Here is a 19,262-nt window from a genome sequence, read left to right on the forward strand (position 1 = left end):
TTAGAAATAGTATTATATCTCAAACATTTTTCCTGGTAATGGTTTTATAGCATTTTTTAATTCCATTTGAATTAAAATAGAAGACAATTGGAAAATAGGGATATCACATTCAATAGCAATTACATCTAACAACTGTTTACCATTTGTTTTTAAATAGTCATAGATCTTTTGCTCATTAGTATCTAAATCAACAAATAAGGCAGTTTGTTTTTGAACTGTGTTTTTTGAAACATCCCAATTAAGCATTTCAATAATATCAGTAGCGTTACTTAATAAATGTGCTTTATTATTTTTAATTAGATTATTGCAGCCAATACTAAACTTATCAGTATTTCTACCCGCTAAAGCAAAAACATCTCTGTTATAAGAATTAGCAATATCAGCCGTAACTAATGAACCACCTTTTTTAGCAGATTCAATCACAATGGTAGCTTGAGATAATCCAGCAACAATTCTATTTCTTTTTAAAAAATTCTCTCGCATAGGTTGTTCATCATGCCAAAACTCGGTTAAAAAACCACCATTATCCATTACGTTATGCATGTATTTTTTATGTGTTTTCGGGTAAATTTCATCCAATCCATGAGCCAATACAGCTATAGTTTGTAAGTTGTTATCTATAGCAGCTTTATGAGCACAAATATCAACACCATACGCAAATCCACTAACAATAATGGGATTATAATTAGCTAAATCTTTTATTAATTCATTACAAAAATCTCTTCCATAAGAAGTAATATTTCTTGTACCAACAATAGAAATGATTTTTTGATTGGTAAAGTCAATACTACCATCTCTAAAAATTAAGATAGGAGCATCAACACATTGCTGTAAGTTTTTAGGGTAGTTAGTACTTAAAAAATAATGATATTTACAGTTAGTTTCTTCAATATAACGTAGCTCCTCCTCTGCTCTATTTAAAACTTTAGTGTCAAATAAATGCTGAATACTATAACTACCTATGCCAGGAATTTTGGCTAATGAGTTTAAGGATTCTTTGTAGATTTGTTCAGGACTTCCTGTAGCAGAAATAAGTTTTTTAGCAAGTATGGAACCTATGTGTTTTGTAGCTTGTAGCCTAAGAACGGCTAATAATTCTTCTTTTTTCATAGTGCAAAATATTGACTACCAATATACAAAAAATGTGTTAATAACTATTGGAGTAAAAAAGAGGTAACAACTTTTAAAATTAGTAATTTTGTAATATGACAATAGCCGACTACATAAACGATTTATTATATAGATACGATTGCGTAATTGTGCCTGAATTTGGTGGATTTGTAACCAATAAAGTTGGTACTACGATAAATGAAGATACAAATACATTTTATCCTCCTAAAAAGCAAATTACTTTTAATGCGTATTTACAACATAATGATGGTTTATTAGCTAATTACATTGCTTCAACAGAAGGAGTATCTTTTGAGGAAGCTACTAAAAAGATAGTAAATGAAGTTTCTAACTGGAAAAAACAATTAGAAACGAATGTTATTACTATTGCCAGTATAGGTTCATTAGTTAAAAATGAAGAAAATCAATTGGTTTTTGAACCTAATAAAGAATCTAACTTCCTTGCTGAATCTTTTGGATTGACTGATACTCAAGCTTCAACTATAGAACGTGAGGAAAAGATAAAACAATTGCCTGTTGAAGAGGAAACCGCTACAAAGAAGGTAATCCCTATGTATGTTAAAGGTGCTGCTGCAGCGGCCGTAGTTATGGGAATTACTTATGGTATTTGGAACGGAATGCAAAACCAGCAACAACAAGAGGTATTAGCAAGTCAAGAAAAGTCATTAGAAAAGAAAATTCAGTCAGCTACTTTTGTTATTGACAATCCATTACCTACCATTAATTTAAAAGTAACAAAAGAAGAAGGTAAAAATTTTCACATAATAGCAGGTGCTTTTCAAGAAGTTGACAATGCTCATAAAAAAGTGGAAGAATTAAAATTACAAGGATTTGAGCCTAAAATTATTGGGAAAAACTCTTGGGGACTTACACAAGTAGCTTATAAAAGTTATGCTACCAAACAAGAAGCTCGTAAGGAGTTACTTCATATTAAAGAAACAGTATCGGAAGATGCTTGGTTATTAGAAAAGTAAAAAATTATAATATACATTAGTCATCCTAAAAATAGTTTGACAGATTTATAAAAGTTTATTTAAACCTTTGAAGTTAATTTCAAAGGTTTTTTGTTGTGGTTTAAATAATTTTTCGATTTTGTAATAATTGAATATCAATATAAAAGTTATAAAAAAGGCATACAATTCTGTATACCTTTTTGGTTATTTTATATTTAAAAAATACTATTTTTTCTCTTCTTTAGCAGCTTCAGCAGCAGCATGTTCTTTTACCATTTTAGCATCTTCAGCAGTAACTTTTTCATGATCTTTGATCATTTTATGATGCTCATCTAACATTTCTTGATGTTGTTTTTTAAGCTTTTCATGATCTTTTTTCATTTCCTCTAAGCTAATTGTACCGCTAGCATGCTTTTCTTCAAGCGCTTTATGTGCACTAATTAAACCTTTATGTTTTTCAACTAATAAAGTATGTGAATTTAAAATAGCAGCATGTTTCTTTTCATTAACTATATGAAGAGAATCATTAGCTATGTCTTTATGAGAAGATAATAAAGATGTATGGTCATCACTAATAGCTGAATGTTGTTTTTCCATTTCAGTATGAGTTTTCATCATAGTTTCATGTTCAGCTATAAGAGCTTTGTGTTCTGCGCTTTCAGCTGGATTTTTCTTACAAGAAATAGTTAAACTAATTAAGGCAATGGCCATTAAGTTTGGTATAATACGCATAATAAATAATGTTAAAAATGTGTTAAAACAAATATATAATAAAATCCATTTAAAACCTTAAATAGATAGAGGAATAACATAAACTTTATAAGAATATTTTATAGCTAACTATAAAAAGTAGAAATTACAATTTAATTTTAATTAATGTAAATAGGTTTAAAATATTTACAGAAGAAATACCTGTTTGTCTTTACTCTTTTAAAAAAAGAAATTCCGTATTCAATATAAAAAAAATCCTTTTTGAGATTGAAATGGTCTATTTTTTGATATATTTTTCTCAGAAAAAATAATATTTTCAATGTTTTTTGGTTAAAAACAGTTATATTGTTGTTGATATTTTTTTTATAGATTATATTTGCCTGCAAACAACGGCTATTTTTTTAAAAAAGTAAGGGAAATATAGGGTACTAACTCTTAAAAACTACCATTATGGAATACACTCAAGAAATGAAGGAATCCTTAAAATCAAGTAAGGATTTCTTAAAAGGTGTTTCTGATGATGAATTAATTGAACTGGCAGAGGAATTTATAGATTGTGAAATTGAAACTTGCGGTCTAATCCAAGAAAACTGGTTAAGTAGCTTTGGAGACTTCCATAGTTATATATACCAAAAATATAATAATAAACCAGATACTTTTAGTTCACTTCATGAACTCAATGTAAAGTTAATAAAAGTAAACAAAAAAATTAATCAAAAGAACTCTAAAAGAGTTCTTTTTTTATTTACAACAAAAACCAAATGAAAGAAGCAAAATTAGAATTTAAAAATTTTATTGTTTCAAATTTTGAATTTGAAAAGTTTCCAAAAAATACAGAGGAAGATATATTTTATATTATTCCTAACGCCGCTATTAGTAGGAAAAAAAAACAATTTCATATAAATATTATATTCGAAATGTTAGACATAGAAAACCATTTTCAATTAAGAATGGTTTGCACAGGTATTTTTGAATACAATACTGAAAACCAAGAAGAATTAACTAGTTATTTATCAATAAATGGTCCAGCAATCATATTTCCATATATTAGAAGTTTCATCTCTAACTTTACAGCTCTTTCGGGACTAGATACAGTTACTTTACCTACTTTAAATCTATCAGGTTTTAGAGACGATATAATAGAAAACTTGATTGAAATTGATGGAATAGAGAATGAATAAACCTGTATTAGAATACACATGCCAACATACATGTGCAAAAAGTCAAAAAGCATATTTATTAGAAAGAGCCCCTTTTTCTTCAAAAATAAAGAAAGGTAGAAATAATAAAAATAGAGTTCCTTTTTTAGGTGAAGGCTACTATTTTTGGGAAGAAAATATTCAAGCTGCTCACAGATGGGGTAGCATTCATTATAAAGGGAATTATAGTGTAATAGAATTCGAAAATTTATCTTTAAATCATAATTTTTTATTAGATTTTTTAGATAGAAGATCAAGTAGTTATTTTCGCGAACTTAAAAAAGAATATATACAAAAAAACAAAAAGGTTTTTGGTAGTTTTAAACTTGGACAGTGGATTGAGTTTTTTAAAAAACTTAACAAAGAAGGAAAAATAATATTTAGATACAAATATTTTAGAGCAGTAGAAAATGTTATGGGAGATATAAATGATTATGACAATGAAAAAGTAAACTTTTCTACGGATGGAAAATATTACACTTATTTATCTCCTTTAAACATTATTTGTTTTGTTGATAAGCATGATATCACTTGTAAAAATAAAAAGGTAATTTAAGATTAAACAAAAAGTAAGAAATCAATCATAAATTTGATTTCTTACTTAAAAAAATATAATTTACTTATGGTTTCTTTTGTATTTATGTGTAATTTTTAAACTTTTAAGTGTTTTTTACCCCAAAACTCTACATTTTATCAAAAAGTATAGCGCTATTGATTAAATCTCTTTTTGAACATAGGATAAATTTTACTCTGAGAAAAAACTTAAAATATGAAAATTTTACAATTATTGGTTTTATTGAATTTTTGATTATCAAGAAACGAGTTATTAATAAAAAGAGAAATTTGTTATATACCGATTCATTAGCTATTACAAGTAGGTTTTTATAGCATTACGTATCTTTGCTTCAAAATTAATACATGAGAGCAAAGACACCTAAAGAATCGTTAACTACCCTTACTGATTTAGTATTACCAGGAGAAACTAATTATTTAGACAATCTTTTTGGAGGAGAATTATTAGCACGTATGGACAGAGCATGTAGTATTGCAGCACGTCGCCATTCTAGAAGAATAGTAGTAACAGCTTCTGTAAACCATGTTGCGTTTACTAAATCCGTTCCTGTTGGTAGTGTAGTGACTATTGAAGCAAAAGTATCTAGAGCATTTACCTCTTCTATGGAAGTATATGTAGATGTTTGGATTGAAGACCGTCAATCTGGTGAGCGAACAAAAGTAAACGAAGGTATTTACACATTTGTAGCGGTAGATGAAACAGGAAAACCAGTGCCAATTCCACAAATAACACCAGAAACAGCTATAGAAAAACAACGTTATGAAGGTGCTTTACGTAGAAAGCAATTAAGCTTAGTTTTAGCGGGTAAAATGCAACCAAAGGATGCTACAGAGCTAAAAGCATTGTTTACGGCTTAAAGGTGTTTAAAACACTTTGTATTTGTCTTATTATAGAAAAGAAGTTAGTTTTTTATATAAATCAACTGCCTAGATGTATACATACAGGCAATTAAATTTCTTCTATATCGCCGTTTTCAGATAAAAGTATGGCAATAGACTTTGTTTTTTCAAATTGAGAAAAAACAATAATCATAATAACAGTTATGGGGACACTCAAAATCATACCAGTGATTCCCCATATTTTCCCCCAAACCGCTAAGGCAATAATGGTTACCAAAGGACTTAAGTTTAACGATTTTCCAAATAATTTTGGTTCAATTACATTACCAACAATTACTTGTACAACACCTACAGCAATTAGTACAATTAAAAATGGTGTGAGTTCACCAAATTGTAAAAGACTAAAAATAGCTGGAAAAACAGTAGCTATTAAAGAGCCAATAGTTGGAATATAATTTAGTAAGAAAATTAAAAAAGCCCAAAAGGGAGCGCTATCAACACCAACTAATAACAAAACAAGGTAGCTTAAAATACCCGTTAATAAGCTAACATAGGTTTTTAAACGTAAATAGTTAGAAATAGAAGTTTCTATTTTGGTTAGCATAACTTGTATATTATTATAGCTATTTTCTTTGTTTAAAAACATTTTGTGTAGCTTTTTCTTAAAACTAGTTTCTTCTAGGAAGATAAATAAAGCATAAATAACAATCATAAAAGTATCACCCAAAATACTACTAATACCATTGGCAATATCACCTAAAACAGAACCATAATTAAATTTACCTATAATTGATTTGATAGATTTAATAATGTCAACATGAAAATATGAGTCAATATTCTTAATAATAGAATCAATGTTAGTTTCATATTTTGAATATGATTCCGTTAAATCCGTAATACTGTTAGTAATGATTTCAGATACAAAGCTAAAACCTAAGATAATCAAAGAAAAAACCAATACATTACTTAACCATTTAGGTATAAATTTTTTAGTGAAAGGTATTTTGTATATGGTTTTACGTATTTCTCTGGTTAAAAACCAAAAAATTAAAGCAAAAACAAAAGGAATTAAAATACCTTTACCAACTACTAAAACCGCTACAATAGCTATAGTTACAATAATAAAATTGGCAGAGTTTTTCATATAGAATTATTGAATCCATTCAGATGGATTTAAACGTTTTGTATTTTTATATAAAACAAAACTAAGTTTTGTTTTTCCTGTTACTTTATTGGTGAATATTTTCCCTAATTTATCACCTGTTTTAATCTTATCGCCTTTTTTAACAAAGACTTTTTCTAAGTTGTTATAAGCAGATATATAGTTACCATGTTGTACAAGTACAGATTTTAATCCTTTAGATTGTATTTGTACTACTAATACTTTTCCATTAAAAATACTTTTTGCATTTGAGTTTTGTTTAGCTACAATATGCAAACCAGGGCTGTTTATACTGATCCCTGAAAAAGTAGGGTGTGGTTGTACACCAAATTTTCTAGTAACAACACCTTTTACAGGCCAAGGTAAACTTCCTTTATTTAGTTCAAATTTAGCACGTAATTTTTTTTCCTCAGCATTTAAACTAAATTCGGCAGCTTTTTTAGTGCCTTTTTTCTTTTTATTACGGTTAGATCGGGCAATAGCTTCTTTAATTAACCTGTCAATTCTAGCAGCAATTTTTTTCTCTTCCTTTTGCTTTTTTATAAGCTCTCTTTTATATTTTTTCTCTTGTTTTTTAATGGTGGTAATTAACTTCTCCTGGTCTTTTTTATCACCTTCTATTTCTTCTTTATGCTTTTTTTCTTTAGTAGCTAAACGTTCTTTAGATCTTTTTCTATTGTTTAAAGAATCATTTAATTTTTCTATTTGTTTTGTTTTTACAATGATTTCTTCGCCTTGCTTCTTTCTAAAATCATTGTATTGTTGCATATATTTAATACGCTTATAAGCTTGATAAAAGTTTTCTGATGATAGTAAGAACATAGTTTTACTTTGCATTGATTTACTTTTATGAGTTTTCACTACCATGGCAGAATAATCTTTTTTAAGATTATTTAGCTCGGTATTATATTTTTTTAATTGTTTTTTATTTTTATCAATTTCTTTTTCAATCTCTTCAGTTTCAAGCTCAATAGTTTCAATTAAACGCTCTCTTACTGTAATTTTCTGATTTAAATCTTTTAAATCATCTAAGGCATTGGTTTTTTTCTTTTTAGTTTTAAAAAGTAATGTATTTACCTTTTTTATTTCCTTTTCTAGTTTAGTTCGTTTTTTTTCTAACTCTTTTCTACTTTGTGAAAAAGAAGATAAACTAGTAAAGAGAAGGCATAAAATTAATATGTAAAAAAAAGCTATTTTCATTTATAACTGTATTTCTTTATATCCCGTAGGGATAGAAAAGTCAAGGTTTAAATTGGTATTAAAATTAACAGATCTAACAGTCATATCAATACTTGTAAATTTTGTTTTCTCTTTAGCAAGAATAGTAATCTTATTAGGAAAAACAACTTGTTCTTTGTTTAAATAAGTTGGGTAACTTATATCTAAGCGTTGATCTTTTAAAGAGTTTACTAAAGATTGTTTGTTAAGTTTGTAATGACTTGGGTTTATATAGAAGAAGGCGTCAAATAAATTTGGTTGTTTTTTTGGAGAAAGCTGATATGATTTTTCTACAATAGCTACATTTTGGCGTTGCGATTTTACATCTAACATTGCCTGACCAAGTAGCATATTTTGAAGTTGTTCAAAATTAATATCTGTACCTAGTATTTTCTTTAACATAGAAAAATCACCTTCAAAATAATTCCTTTTATAAGGTGAATAAAAGCTTACTTTTTCAGGAGTAATCTTAGCTTTAAAAATAGTAATTAGTTTGGTGCCTTTTAACCAAATCACCTCATCTTTTTTAATTTTCATACGTACTGAAAAGCCTAAACTTTCTTTAGTACCCTTGTAATTTACCTTTAATTTAGCATCAACAGTTTTTTCATTAAAGTAATTAAATTTATGTTTTTTAGCTACTTTTCTAGCAGACATTTCTTTAATAACACCAACATTTTCAGAGGCTGTTTTACTTGATTTACAAGACGTAAATAGAATAAGGAAAATAAGTATAAACTTAACTAATTTCATTTTTTTACATTTAAAAATAGCATACTACTATTTTAACTTTTTTCTATATTTATTAGCGTTTTTAGAATCACCTAATCCATCATAACTTCTAATAAACTCATTATAAAAATTAAGCTCCATAGTAGGATTATCTATTACAAAATCAATACCATTTTGTAAACTACTAATTGCTTTTTTATATTGTTTACTTTTGTTATTAGCTCTACCATTCATCAAATAAACTAATGGTTGTGCAGGAAAAAGAGAAATTCCTTGAACGCTGTAATCTAGTAATTTAGGGTTGTTTTCAGTATCTAACTTAGTAAGTAATTGTTTTAAGCTAGCAAATGTTTTGTTTTTATTAAACACGTTTTCTACATTACTATCAGAAGGTTTATTTACAATTTCTGTAGGTTCAGATTTAATAGTAAAAAGCCTTTTTTTAGTACGTTTTAACCAAGGAGTTAATAATTTTGCCTTTTCCAATTTAGAAAGTAGTGCTTTAGCGCTAGCTTTATCATTTTTTTGTAAATATAAATACACCAAGTATTGCTGTTTTTTAGGTCTGTTTTTAGCTATTTTTTTCTGAACTTTAATAGCTTCGTCAATTGCATTATTTTTTCTATGTACTTGAACTAAATGCTCTAAAACCCACAAATTATCGGGTTCTATACTAAGCGCTTTATTGGCGTACTCTACTGCCTCAACATAACGATGCAGTTTATGATAGTTTTTTGATAGCTCAAAAAACACTGCTTTGTTGTTGGGGGCAAGCTCATTACATGACTCTAAAGCATCTACAGCATTTTGATAGTTGTTAATAGCTTTTTGAGTAATAGCCTTAAAAAAATGCTTTTGAAAATTAATATGATCTCGCTCATCATTACTAGCAGTTGCAGGAATGCTATCTTGTGCTAAAATGTTACCAGATACTAAAAAACAACAAAAAACACATACAAGTTTGCATAACAAACCTATAAGTGTTTTTTTTAAATGTTTTTCAACGTTTTTTTTATGTAAGTTCTGTATAATCACCAATGCTTACAGATGTATAATTACCATTATATTTTGCATGATTACCAATCATGGCATTATCTAAATTAGCATTAGATATTTGCACATTGGTTTGAATTAATGAGTTTACAATAGTTGAATTTTCTACTACACTATTTTCACCTATTGAAACATAAGGGCCAATTTTAGTATCTTTCAACACCACATTTTTACCAATATAACAAGGTTGGATAACCTCAGCATTTTCTAAAACAAGATCTTCAGAAATTAAATTGTTTCCTGCTTTCTCTTCAAAAGTTAGTACTTGCTTATTGGTATCAACTGTTGGATCTTTTTTACCACAATCCATCCAAGCATCTACTTTTCCAGGAACAAATTGAGCACCTTGTTGTTTTAAAGATTCAAGTACATTGGTAATTTGATATTCACCGTTTTCTTTTAAATCATTATCAATTAAATATTGAATCTCGCTTAAAAGTTTATCACCATCTTTAAAATAGTAAATACCTATGATGGCTAAGTCAGACACAAATTCTTTTGGTTTTTCAACAAAATCTGTAATAACACCATTATTTAATTTTACAACACCAAAAGCACTTGGATCATCAACTTGTTTAACCCAAATAGCTCCATCAGCATTTACATCAAGTGTAAAATCAGCTTTAAACAAAGTGTCTGCATAAGCAACAATGCAAGGACCACTTAATGACTCTTTGGCACAGTATATTGCATGGGCAGTACCTAGAGCTTCTTCCTGAATATAAACACTTCCTTTTGCTCCTAAATTAGCAGCAATGTTTAAAAGTTCATTTTTGGTATTAGTAGGAAATCCTTTTGCAGCAGGTCCAATAATAAAAGCAATTTCTTCAATAGGTTGGTTAACCACGGAAGCAATATCTTCTACTAAACGCTGAACAATAGATTTACCTGCAATAACAGTCAATGGTTTTGGAATCGTTAATGTATGTGGGCGTAATCTAGACCCAATTCCAGCCATTGGAACAATAATTTTCATAAATTTCTTTTTAACGTTGCAATATACCACATAAATGCGTTGTGTACAAAGTTAAACACCTTTAGGTATTGCATTGATTAATGTTTTTGTATATAATGTTTTTGGTGAATTATAAATGATATCAGCATCATCTATTTCTTCAATTTTACCTTTATTCATCACAATGAGTTGGTCAGACATATATTTTACCACTGATAAATCATGAGAAATAAAAATATACGTAAAATTAAATGTTTGTTTTAATTCATTCAATAAATTAAGAACTTGTGCTTGAACAGATACATCCAAAGCAGATACAGATTCATCACAAATAATTAGTTTAGGTTGTAAAGCAATAGTTCTAGCTATTCCTATACGTTGGCGTTGACCACCAGAAAACTCATGTGGATATCTATAAAAATGTTCGGGTTGTAAACCAACTTTTTGTAGAAGATCTAAAACATAAGTTTTTCGTTGATTTTTGGAATTTAAAATATGATGAACAGACATTACTTCCATAATAGATTTTCCAACAGAAATTCTTGGATTTAAAGACGAAAAAGGATCTTGAAAAATAATTTGAATTTCTTTTCTAAGTTCTTTCAATTTAGATCTTTTTATTTGTGTAATATCAATACCTTTATAAAAGATTTTACCACTAGTAGCTTTTTCTAGTTGTAAAATAGTACGACCTAAAGTAGTTTTACCGCAACCACTTTCACCAACGAGCCCTAAAGTTTCTCCTTCATAAATTTTAAAAGAAACATTATTTATAGCGATAACTTTTTCAGAAGTTGAAAACCAAGAAGCTTTTTTAGTAAATTCTTTGGTTAGATCAAATACTTCTAATAAAGGTGTTTGGCTGTATATTTTTTGATGAAGCTGTTTACGTTCCTCATTAGTAAACTCAGTATTGTCAATTGAATTATTAATAAAATCGTTAACTGTAGGTAATGTTTTAAGCCTTTTTTTTATGTTTGGTTTTGAGTTGATTAACGCTTTAGTATAATTTTCTTCAGGGGTTGTTAAAACTGTTTTGGCAGTTCCTTTTTCTATAATATTTCCTTTAAACATGACTATAACTTCATCAGCAATTTCAGAAACCAGTGCCAAATCATGAGTAATGAACAAAATACTCATTTCATTTTCTTTTTGAAGCTCTTTTAAAAGTAATATTATCTCTTTTTGAACCGTTACATCTAATGCAGTTGTAGGTTCATCAGCTATTAAAAGTTTGGGTTTACATGCAATTGCCATAGCAATCATAACCCGTTGCTTTTGACCACCACTAATTTCATGTGGGTATGAATTATACAATTGTTCTGGTCTTGGTAATTTTACTTTTTTAAATAAATTAATTACTTCTTCTTTAATCTCTTTCTTAGAAAAATTAGTGTGTTGTTGTAAAATTTCTACTACTTGATAACCACAAGTTAATGTTGGGTTTAAAGAACTCATAGGTTCCTGAAAAATAATGGCAATATCTTTGCCTCTAATTTTTTGAAATTTTTGATTACTAAAAGTTAGCAAATCTGTGCTCTTAAATATTATGGAACCAGAAGTTTCAGCTGAGTTAGGTAAAAGTCCCATAATAGCTAAAGAGGATATAGATTTTCCACTACCGCTCTCTCCAACAAGACCTACTATTTGATTTTTTTTTATGGTAAAAGAAATATTATCTAATACTCTGTTTTTACCAAAACTTATGGATAAGTTTTTAACTTGAAGCATTCACCAGTTTTTTGTAAAAATAGCTATTTACGAAAACTTTTTTTATTGAATTACAAAAAAAGTGGTTTTTTATTTTTTAAATTTTTATTTAATAAAGTGTTGTTGTTTTGTTAAAAAAAAATTATATTTGAATTGATTTGTTTAAAATAATGATAATTTGTTATTTTTATTTTAAAAAACAAGCCAAAAACCCAACATTAACCAAAAACCTTCAAAATGAATCAAAAAATTACTATTGCACTTTTGTGCATGTTTTTTGTAGGGCTTACCTATGCCCAAAAAAAAAGAAATTGTCATGCAATGAACAATTTAGAGTATCGACAATCTAAAGACCCTTCTTTAAAATTACGAATGCAAAAAATTGAAGCTTTTACTCAGAAAAAAGTAAAAGAAATGAAAAAAGATCAAGGAAAAATAATTGGTGATATTATTAAAATTCCTGTAGTTGTCCATGTAATTTATAGTAATGCACAAGAAAATATTAGTGTTGCTCAAATTCAGTCTCAGATTGATGTGATTAATGAGGATTTCCGTAGAACCAATTCGGATGCCGATAACAAATGGTCGCAAGCTGCTGATACGCAAATAGAGTTTGCTTTAGCAACTGTTGACCCTAATGGAAATGCAACAACTGGTATTACTAGAAAATCTTCAACAAAAACATCTTGGGGAACTAACGATGCTATGAAAAGTTCAGCACAAGGAGGAGTAGATCCATGGAATACTGCTGAATACCTTAATATGTGGGTATGTAATATTGGTGGTGGAATTTTAGGATATGCTCAATTTCCTGGAGGAAGTGCTGCTACAGATGGAGTTGTAATGGGACCACAATACTTTGGAAGTTCTGATAAAGGATCGGGTTTCTACTTATCTGCACCATTTGATAAAGGTAGAACTACAACACATGAAATTGGTCATTATTTAAACTTACGTCACATTTGGGGTGATGGAGCATGTGGTCAAGATGATTTTGTTTCAGATACACCTGAGTCAGATGCTGCAAACTATGGTTGTGCAACTGGTCATACATCTTGTGGTTCTGAAGATATGGTTCAAAACTATATGGATTATTCGGATGATAGTTGTATGAATTTGTATACACAAGGACAAAAAGCAAGAATGCGTGCTGTTTTAGCTGAAGGAGGAGTTCGTAGAAGTTTAGCTTTATCTGATAAGTTTGGAGGAGGAACTACGCCAACATGTGATGACGGAATCCAAAATGGAGACGAAACAGGAGTTGATTGTGGAGGATCTTGTGAGCCTTGTCAAACAACATGTACTGATAATGAAGTGAACTTCTCATTAACATTTGATAATTATGCTTCTGAAACTTCTTGGTCAATTACAGATGCTTCTGGAAGTACGGTAGCTTCTGGTAATGGATATGGAAGTTCAAATAATGGAACAACTTTGTCTGAGGATTTATGTTTGCCTGATGGTTGTTATACATTTACAATTAATGATTCTTATGGAGATGGTATCTGTTGTTCTTATGGAAGTGGTTCATATTCAATTACAAATTCAGGGAATACGTTAGCATCTGGAGGACAATTCCAAAGTACAGAAACTAAAAACTTTTGTGTAGGAAATGCTGCACCAACATGTGATGATGGAATTCAAAACGGTGATGAAACTGGAGTTGATTGTGGAGGATCATGTACACCTTGTGGAACAGGTGGATCAACTGTGTTATTCGAAGGTTCTTTTGAAACTGGATTTGAAGGATGGATAGACGGAGGAGGTGACTGCTTTAGATATTCTGGATCTCGTTCAAGTGATGGAACTTATTCTATTCGTTTAAGAGACAACTCAGGTACAAGATCAGCAATGACTTCACCATCTTATGATTTAACTGGTTTTAACCAAGTAGAAGTATCATTTGAATTCTATTCATATAGTATGGAAAATGGAGAAGACTTCTGGCTTCGTTTTTATAATGGATCAAGTTGGTCAACAGTAAAAACTTGGGCTAGAGGAACTGATTTTAACAATAATTCATTTTATTCTGCAACGGTTACGTTAAATGCTTCTGATGTAAACTTTGCTAATAATTCTCAATTCAGATTCCAATGTGATGCTAGTGGAAATGCAGATCAAATTTATGTAGATAAAGTAAAGATTACTGGAACTGGTTCAGGAACTAGGTCTATGAATAATAATTCTTTAATAGTGTTAAGAACATTAGATACAGCAAAAGAAGAGCTTCTGATGGAAGATGAATACAGTATTTATCCAAATCCGGTTCAAGGAAATACTCTATTTGTAAAAATGCGTTCTTCATTAAAAGCTACTTATGAAATTACCAATTTAATAGGACAAGTTATTCAAAAAGGTAAGCTTACAGAACAATTAAATGTAAGTAAATTAGATGCTGGTGTGTACTTGTTTAGAGTTAATGAAGGTGATGAAGAAATAGTTCAAAAGTTTGTTAAGAGATAAAAAATATTAATAATTAAAAAGTATTAAAACCCAGCAATTTTGCTGGGTTTTTTTGTAAATTAAGGCTAACTACTTCACTTCTAATTTTTCTAACTAAACTTTAAAAAATATGAATAAACAATTATTACTTTTTTATGCATGTTATTTTGTTACCCAATTTTTATATACACAAGAAGAATCAAAACCTACAAAACAAATTCTTTTTGAAGATTCATTTGAAAAAGGTTGGGAAGGATGGATTGATGGAGGGAGTGCATGCCATCGATATTTTGGAGATAATTCAAGTGATGGTGATTATAGTATACGTTTAAGAGATAACTTAGGTAATGCTTCTTCTACAGAATCTACCAATTATAATTTAAGAAGTTTTACTAAAGTAAATATATATTTTGACTTTTATACAGAGAGTATGAGTAAAGGTAGAGGGTTTTGGTTAAAATATTATAATGGAAAAGAATGGACTATTTGTGAGTCATGGGAAATAGGTAAAGATTTTGTGAATGAAATGTTTTATTCAGTAAATATTGAGTTAAATTCAGAAGATTACAATTTTACAGAAAACTCGAAATTTAAATTTGAATGTAATGGTAAGTTTTATAGTGATAAAGTATATCTAGATAAAATTAAAATTGAAGCAACAAGTGCAACATGTTACGATGGAGTAAAAAATGGTTTTGAAACAGGTATAGATTGTGGAGGAAATTGCTTGCCTTGCCAAGGTGAAAATACTGAATTAATTTTTAGAGACTCTTTTGAAAATGGTTGGGGAGGTTGGATAGATGGAGGGAAAACTTGCAGTAGATATTACGGTACAAGATCTAGTGATGGAGAGTATTCTATTCGTTTAAGGGGAAGTAGAAATTATAAACATGAAGCTAAATTCACATCCCCTTATTTTGATTTAACTAACTATAATAAAGTCTTAATTGAATTTGATTATTATATATATGGAATGAGCTTTTATATTAAATTTACTAAAGATTTTTTTCTAAGGTATTTTGATGGTATAGATTGGGTTATTGTTAAAAAATGGACGGTAGATAGAGATTTTAATAGTAGTCCATTAATACAAGGTATAGATAAAAGTGCTTTTTATAAAGCTACAGTTGTTATGGATGCTTCAGACTATAATTTCAGTGACAAAGGAAGGTTTAGATTTGATTTTAACGGAAATCAATACTATACAGATATGATTTACCTTGATAAGGTAAGAATTAAAGGTTTTATTTCAAGTAGAAAACTAAGTAATTTTGTTGCAAAATCACAAAAAGAAATAACAAGCAGGTTGTTAATTTATCCAAACCCTATAGAAGGAAATACTCTATTTTTAAAAATGTGTTCTTCATTAAAAGTTACTTATAAAATTACCAATTTAATAGGACAAGTTATTCAAAAAGGTAAGCTTACAGAACAACTAAATGTAAGTAAATTAGAAGCTGGTGTGTATTTGTTTAGAGTTAATGAAGGTGATGAAGAAATAGTTCAAAAGTTTGTTAAAAAATAGATAATAAAAAATAAGTTTTTATTAGAAAAAAGCCTGGTAATTTTTGTTAGGCTTTTTGTTATTAATATTTGAAATCTTAACAAGATGTTAAAATTAATTAAAATGATATGTTTAGTTTAGTTAAAATGGTTTTTTGTTGTGTTTTTTTATGGAAAAGTAAGTGTTTTGGTTATTTGTTTAGGAATTTTTTAATAAAAAATATAGTTGTTAAACCTACTGAAACACTGGGAGTTTAGAAATGTTTTGATTTATGAATAATAAAAAATATTTTGATATTTGTATGATTTTGGTATATTTGCCAAGATTTTTTCAATAAAAACCCAATTTTAATAAGAAAAAATCAACCCTTTGAAGAATTAATTATAAACCCTTCTACTAATGAAATACAAAATTACTTTAGCACTTTTGTGCTCTTTTTTTACTGCTTTAACATTTTCTCAACAAAAAACAACAAAAGTCAAACGTGACTGTAATGTAATGGAGCTTTTAGAAATGAAAATGGCTAAAAACCCAAATATTGCAAAACGTATGAATGAAATGGAAGCATTTACTCAAAGAAGAATTGAGCAAATGGCTAAAAATCATTCAAAAATTTCAGGAGATGTTATCCAAATACCAGTTGTAGTACATGTTTTGTACACAAACTCAACAAATAATATTAGTAATGCACAAATACAATCACAATTAGATGTTTTAAATGCTGATTTTCGTAGAACAAATGCTGATAGAACGAATAAGTGGTCGCAAGCAGCAGATACTAAAATTGAATTTTATTTAGCGGAAATAGATCCAAACGGTAATGCAACAACTGGTATTACTCGAACTCAAGTTAGTAAAGCAACTTGGGATCTTCAAAACTCAAGCACAAGTGATGATATGAAAAGATCATCTAAAGGTGGAGTTGATCCATGGAATACTTCTGAGTATCTTAATATGTGGATTGTAGATAAGTTAACAAGAGGTACTAGAACAATTTTAGGTTTTGCGCAATTTCCTTGGGATACAGATAAATCTACTGATGGAGTTGTAATGGCTGATCAATATTTTGGGACAACTGGAACTGCTTTGGCTCCATTTGATGGAGGAAGAACTACTACACACGAGGTAGGACACTATTTAGGTTTACGTCATATTTGGGGTGATGGACCTTGTGGGAGTGACGATTTTGTTGCTGATACACCTGAATCTGATGCACCAAATTATGGGTGTGAAACTGGTCATACATCATGTGGGTCTGAAGATATGGTTCAAAACTATATGGATTATTCAGATGATTCTTGTATGAACTTATTTACACTAGGTCAGAAAAATAGAATGCACACATACTTAAATGAAGGTGGAGCTAGAAGAGCTTTAGCACTATCTGACAAAACAGGAAATACAACTCCTCCATCAAGTTCATGCTCATCAACAATTAATTCCTTTCCTTATAAGGAAGGTTTTGAAAGTGGTTTAGGAGCTTGGACACAAGCATCTGGAGATGATTTTGATTGGTCTAGACAATCAGGAGAAACAAGATCTGGTTCTACAGGGCCTACATCAGCATCTGCAGGTTCTTACTATATGTATACTGAATCTTCAAGCCCTAATTATCCAGCAAAAACAGCTATTTTCAATGGGCCATGTTTTGATTTAGCTGGAGTTTCAAATCCTAGAATGAGTTTCAAGTATCATATGTATGGAGCAGCAATGGGAACTTTAAAATTAGAAGCAAAAGAAGAAGGAGCTTCTGGTTGGACTACTATTTGGAGTAAAACAGGAAACCAAGGGAACTCTTGGAGTACTGCTGAGGTTAACTTAACTGCCAAAAAAGTACAATTAAGGTTTCATATGACAACCTCAACATCTTATACTTCAGATGCTGCTATTGATGCTATTACAATTAGTGCTGGATCAAGTGCAGATACACAAGCACCTTCAGTTCCAACTAATTTATCAGTATCAAATGTTGCGCAAACAACATTAACATTAAATTGGAATGCATCATCAGATAATCTAGGTGTTACAGGATATGATGTATATCAAGGAACAACAAAATTAGGAACAACAACTAATACATCAGTTAATATTACTGAACTATCTGCAGGAACTTCTTATATTTTCTCTGTTAGAGCTAAGGATGCAGCTGGAAATATTTCAGCATCTAGTACTGCTGTCAATGTAACAACTTTATCAAATGCAATTTCTTATTGTAGTTCACAAGGAAATCGTTCAACACATGAATGGATTGATAATGTTGAGTTAGGTGGAATGAAAAATGCTACAGGAGATAATGGAGGTTATGAAGATTTTACTTCTAAAGTAGCTACTTTAGTTCAAGGAAGTTCAAATGAAATGATTGTAAGTGCAGGATTTAAAAGTACAGCATATACTGAACATTGGGCTGTTTGGATTGATTTTAATCAAAATGGAACATTTGAAACAAGTGAAAAAGTTGTGTCTGGATCATCATCTAGTGCTAATAACTTAAGAGCTACTGTAGATGTACCTGCTGGGGCAAATTTAGGACAAACAAGAATGCGTGTTTCTATGAAGTATAATTCTGCTCAAACCTCATGTGAAACGTTTGATGACGGTGAAGTAGAAGATTACTCAGTAAATATTGTAGCTAATTCAAGTAGAACCACTGTTGTTGCTGAGAATAGTAACGCTGAATTATTAGGAAATGAAGAAGTTGTAGCTATAGTAGCTTATCCTAATCCTGCAAGAAATTACGTTAGTGTAAGATTAGCATCTAAAGCAGCAAATGTCTCATATAAGATAGTAAATACTTTAGGTTCGGTTGTAAAAACAGGAACAGATTTGAATAATATTAATATATCTAAAATAAATGCTGGAGTTTACTTATTAAAAGTTAATGATGGTCAAAAAACGATAACAATTAAGTTGATAAAACAATAGTTTTTATAGAAATAACAAAAAATTAAACTTGCTATATACCCCGAGTAAAACTCGGGGTTTTTTGTTGTTTTTCAATAGATTATTTTAATACTGTTTAGTGTTGTTATTTTTTTGTTAAAAAAAAAATTATATATTTGGCACTGTTTTAATTAAATCG

At 29.3% G+C, this 19,262-nt stretch carries 16 protein-coding genes; 8 read left to right on the top strand and 8 right to left on the bottom strand.

From position 1 onward, the window contains the following. Positions 1-12: 12 nt before the first annotated feature. The gene (dprA, locus tag ABNT65_RS14740) at positions 13-1,110 is read right to left on the bottom strand and encodes a DNA-processing protein DprA (protein WP_348739476.1); all 1,098 of its coding nucleotides are present in this window, start codon (positions 1,108-1,110) and stop codon (positions 13-15) included. A gap of 95 nt (positions 1,111-1,205) precedes the next feature. Here dprA and ABNT65_RS14745 point away from each other — a divergent pair, with 95 nt between their 5' ends. Further along, positions 1,206-2,105 carry an SPOR domain-containing protein gene (locus ABNT65_RS14745; protein ID WP_348746174.1) on the top strand — a complete coding sequence of 300 codons (900 nt, stop codon included), beginning with the start codon at positions 1,206-1,208 and terminating at the stop codon, positions 2,103-2,105. A gap of 204 nt (positions 2,106-2,309) precedes the next feature. Here ABNT65_RS14745 and ABNT65_RS14750 read toward each other — a convergent pair whose 3' ends face one another. After that, positions 2,310-2,816 (bottom strand): hypothetical protein, encoded by a 507-nt coding sequence (locus ABNT65_RS14750; RefSeq protein WP_348746175.1) that lies wholly within the window; start codon positions 2,814-2,816, stop codon positions 2,310-2,312. 429 nt (positions 2,817-3,245) lie between these two features. On the opposite strand from ABNT65_RS14750, the gene ABNT65_RS14755 reads away from it, so the two are divergent. The 4 genes from ABNT65_RS14755 (at position 3,246) to ABNT65_RS14770 (ending at position 5,425) form a co-directional block, all read left to right on the top strand. Continuing rightward, complete coding sequence (locus ABNT65_RS14755; protein ID WP_348746176.1) at positions 3,246-3,560, top strand: hypothetical protein; 315 nt, start codon at positions 3,246-3,248, stop codon at positions 3,558-3,560. After that, positions 3,557-3,976: a protein-export chaperone SecB gene (locus tag ABNT65_RS14760; RefSeq protein WP_348746177.1), complete on the top strand. Its 420-nt coding sequence runs from the start codon at positions 3,557-3,559 to the stop codon at positions 3,974-3,976. The genes ABNT65_RS14755 and ABNT65_RS14760 overlap by 4 nt, the downstream gene beginning before the upstream one ends. Beyond that, positions 3,969-4,550 carry a hypothetical protein gene (locus ABNT65_RS14765; protein ID WP_348746178.1) on the top strand — a complete coding sequence of 194 codons (582 nt, stop codon included), beginning with the start codon at positions 3,969-3,971 and terminating at the stop codon, positions 4,548-4,550. Before ABNT65_RS14760 ends, ABNT65_RS14765 begins: the two co-directional genes overlap by 8 nt. A gap of 362 nt (positions 4,551-4,912) precedes the next feature. After that, positions 4,913-5,425 (top strand): acyl-CoA thioesterase, encoded by a 513-nt coding sequence (locus ABNT65_RS14770; RefSeq protein WP_348703140.1) that lies wholly within the window; start codon positions 4,913-4,915, stop codon positions 5,423-5,425. A 91-nt stretch (positions 5,426-5,516) separates the two neighbouring features. Here ABNT65_RS14770 and ABNT65_RS14775 read toward each other — a convergent pair whose 3' ends face one another. From ABNT65_RS14775 to ABNT65_RS14800, 6 genes are read right to left on the bottom strand one after another with little or no spacing between them, the layout of a single operon-like run. Continuing rightward, positions 5,517-6,551, bottom strand: coding sequence for an AI-2E family transporter (locus ABNT65_RS14775; RefSeq protein WP_348746179.1), 1,035 nt, complete (start codon positions 6,549-6,551; stop codon positions 5,517-5,519). A 6-nt stretch (positions 6,552-6,557) separates the two neighbouring features. After that, positions 6,558-7,769, bottom strand: coding sequence for a murein hydrolase activator EnvC family protein (locus ABNT65_RS14780; RefSeq protein ID WP_348746180.1), 1,212 nt, complete (start codon positions 7,767-7,769; stop codon positions 6,558-6,560). Then, complete coding sequence (locus tag ABNT65_RS14785) at positions 7,770-8,540, bottom strand: DUF4292 domain-containing protein (protein WP_348746181.1); 771 nt, start codon at positions 8,538-8,540, stop codon at positions 7,770-7,772. Between the two features lie 27 nt (positions 8,541-8,567). Next, the gene (locus ABNT65_RS14790; protein WP_348703136.1) at positions 8,568-9,554 is read right to left on the bottom strand and encodes a tetratricopeptide repeat protein; all 987 of its coding nucleotides are present in this window, start codon (positions 9,552-9,554) and stop codon (positions 8,568-8,570) included. Beyond that, the gene (locus ABNT65_RS14795) at positions 9,532-10,548 is read right to left on the bottom strand and encodes a sugar phosphate nucleotidyltransferase (protein ID WP_348703135.1); all 1,017 of its coding nucleotides are present in this window, start codon (positions 10,546-10,548) and stop codon (positions 9,532-9,534) included. Before ABNT65_RS14795 ends, ABNT65_RS14790 begins: the two co-directional genes overlap by 23 nt. 51 nt (positions 10,549-10,599) lie before the next feature. Next, the gene (locus ABNT65_RS14800) at positions 10,600-12,258 is read right to left on the bottom strand and encodes an ABC transporter ATP-binding protein (protein ID WP_348746182.1); all 1,659 of its coding nucleotides are present in this window, start codon (positions 12,256-12,258) and stop codon (positions 10,600-10,602) included. Positions 12,259-12,474: 216 nt separating this feature from the next. Here ABNT65_RS14800 and ABNT65_RS14805 point away from each other — a divergent pair, with 216 nt between their 5' ends. The 3 genes from ABNT65_RS14805 to ABNT65_RS14815 all read left to right on the top strand — a co-directional run bounded on the left by ABNT65_RS14805 (position 12,475) and on the right by ABNT65_RS14815 (position 19,105). Then, the gene (locus ABNT65_RS14805; protein ID WP_348703133.1) at positions 12,475-14,700 is read left to right on the top strand and encodes a M43 family zinc metalloprotease; all 2,226 of its coding nucleotides are present in this window, start codon (positions 12,475-12,477) and stop codon (positions 14,698-14,700) included. A 109-nt stretch (positions 14,701-14,809) separates the two neighbouring features. Further along, positions 14,810-16,204: a T9SS type A sorting domain-containing protein gene (locus ABNT65_RS14810; protein ID WP_348703132.1), complete on the top strand. Its 1,395-nt coding sequence runs from the start codon at positions 14,810-14,812 to the stop codon at positions 16,202-16,204. A 378-nt stretch (positions 16,205-16,582) separates the two neighbouring features. Further along, on the top strand, positions 16,583-19,105 hold the full coding sequence (locus tag ABNT65_RS14815) for a GEVED domain-containing protein (RefSeq protein WP_348703131.1): 2,523 nt from the start codon (positions 16,583-16,585) through the stop codon (positions 19,103-19,105). Positions 19,106-19,262: the final 157 nt, after the last annotated feature.

This window comes from Tenacibaculum sp. 190524A02b (assembly GCF_964036645.1).
Lineage (GTDB): Bacteria > Bacteroidota > Bacteroidia > Flavobacteriales > Flavobacteriaceae > Polaribacter > Polaribacter vairaonense.

Bases quoted from the DNA above. Each gene is read 5' to 3' on its own strand.
- dprA (WP_348739476.1), bottom strand. From the start codon at position 1,110: ATGAAAAAAGAAGAATTATTAGCCGTTCTTAGGCTACAAGCTACAAAA.
- ABNT65_RS14745 (WP_348746174.1), top strand. From the start codon at position 1,206: ATGACAATAGCCGACTACATAAACGATTTATTATATAGATACGATTGC.
- ABNT65_RS14750 (WP_348746175.1), bottom strand. From the start codon at position 2,816: ATGCGTATTATACCAAACTTAATGGCCATTGCCTTAATTAGTTTAACT.
- ABNT65_RS14755 (WP_348746176.1), top strand. From the start codon at position 3,246: ATGGAATACACTCAAGAAATGAAGGAATCCTTAAAATCAAGTAAGGAT.
- ABNT65_RS14760 (WP_348746177.1), top strand. From the start codon at position 3,557: ATGAAAGAAGCAAAATTAGAATTTAAAAATTTTATTGTTTCAAATTTT.
- ABNT65_RS14765 (WP_348746178.1), top strand. From the start codon at position 3,969: ATGAATAAACCTGTATTAGAATACACATGCCAACATACATGTGCAAAA.
- ABNT65_RS14770 (WP_348703140.1), top strand. From the start codon at position 4,913: ATGAGAGCAAAGACACCTAAAGAATCGTTAACTACCCTTACTGATTTA.
- ABNT65_RS14775 (WP_348746179.1), bottom strand. From the start codon at position 6,551: ATGAAAAACTCTGCCAATTTTATTATTGTAACTATAGCTATTGTAGCG.
- ABNT65_RS14780 (WP_348746180.1), bottom strand. From the start codon at position 7,769: ATGAAAATAGCTTTTTTTTACATATTAATTTTATGCCTTCTCTTTACT.
- ABNT65_RS14785 (WP_348746181.1), bottom strand. From the start codon at position 8,540: ATGAAATTAGTTAAGTTTATACTTATTTTCCTTATTCTATTTACGTCT.
- ABNT65_RS14795 (WP_348703135.1), bottom strand. From the start codon at position 10,548: ATGAAAATTATTGTTCCAATGGCTGGAATTGGGTCTAGATTACGCCCA.
- ABNT65_RS14800 (WP_348746182.1), bottom strand. From the start codon at position 12,258: ATGCTTCAAGTTAAAAACTTATCCATAAGTTTTGGTAAAAACAGAGTA.
- ABNT65_RS14805 (WP_348703133.1), top strand. From the start codon at position 12,475: ATGAATCAAAAAATTACTATTGCACTTTTGTGCATGTTTTTTGTAGGG.
- ABNT65_RS14810 (WP_348703132.1), top strand. From the start codon at position 14,810: ATGAATAAACAATTATTACTTTTTTATGCATGTTATTTTGTTACCCAA.
- ABNT65_RS14815 (WP_348703131.1), top strand. From the start codon at position 16,583: ATGAAATACAAAATTACTTTAGCACTTTTGTGCTCTTTTTTTACTGCT.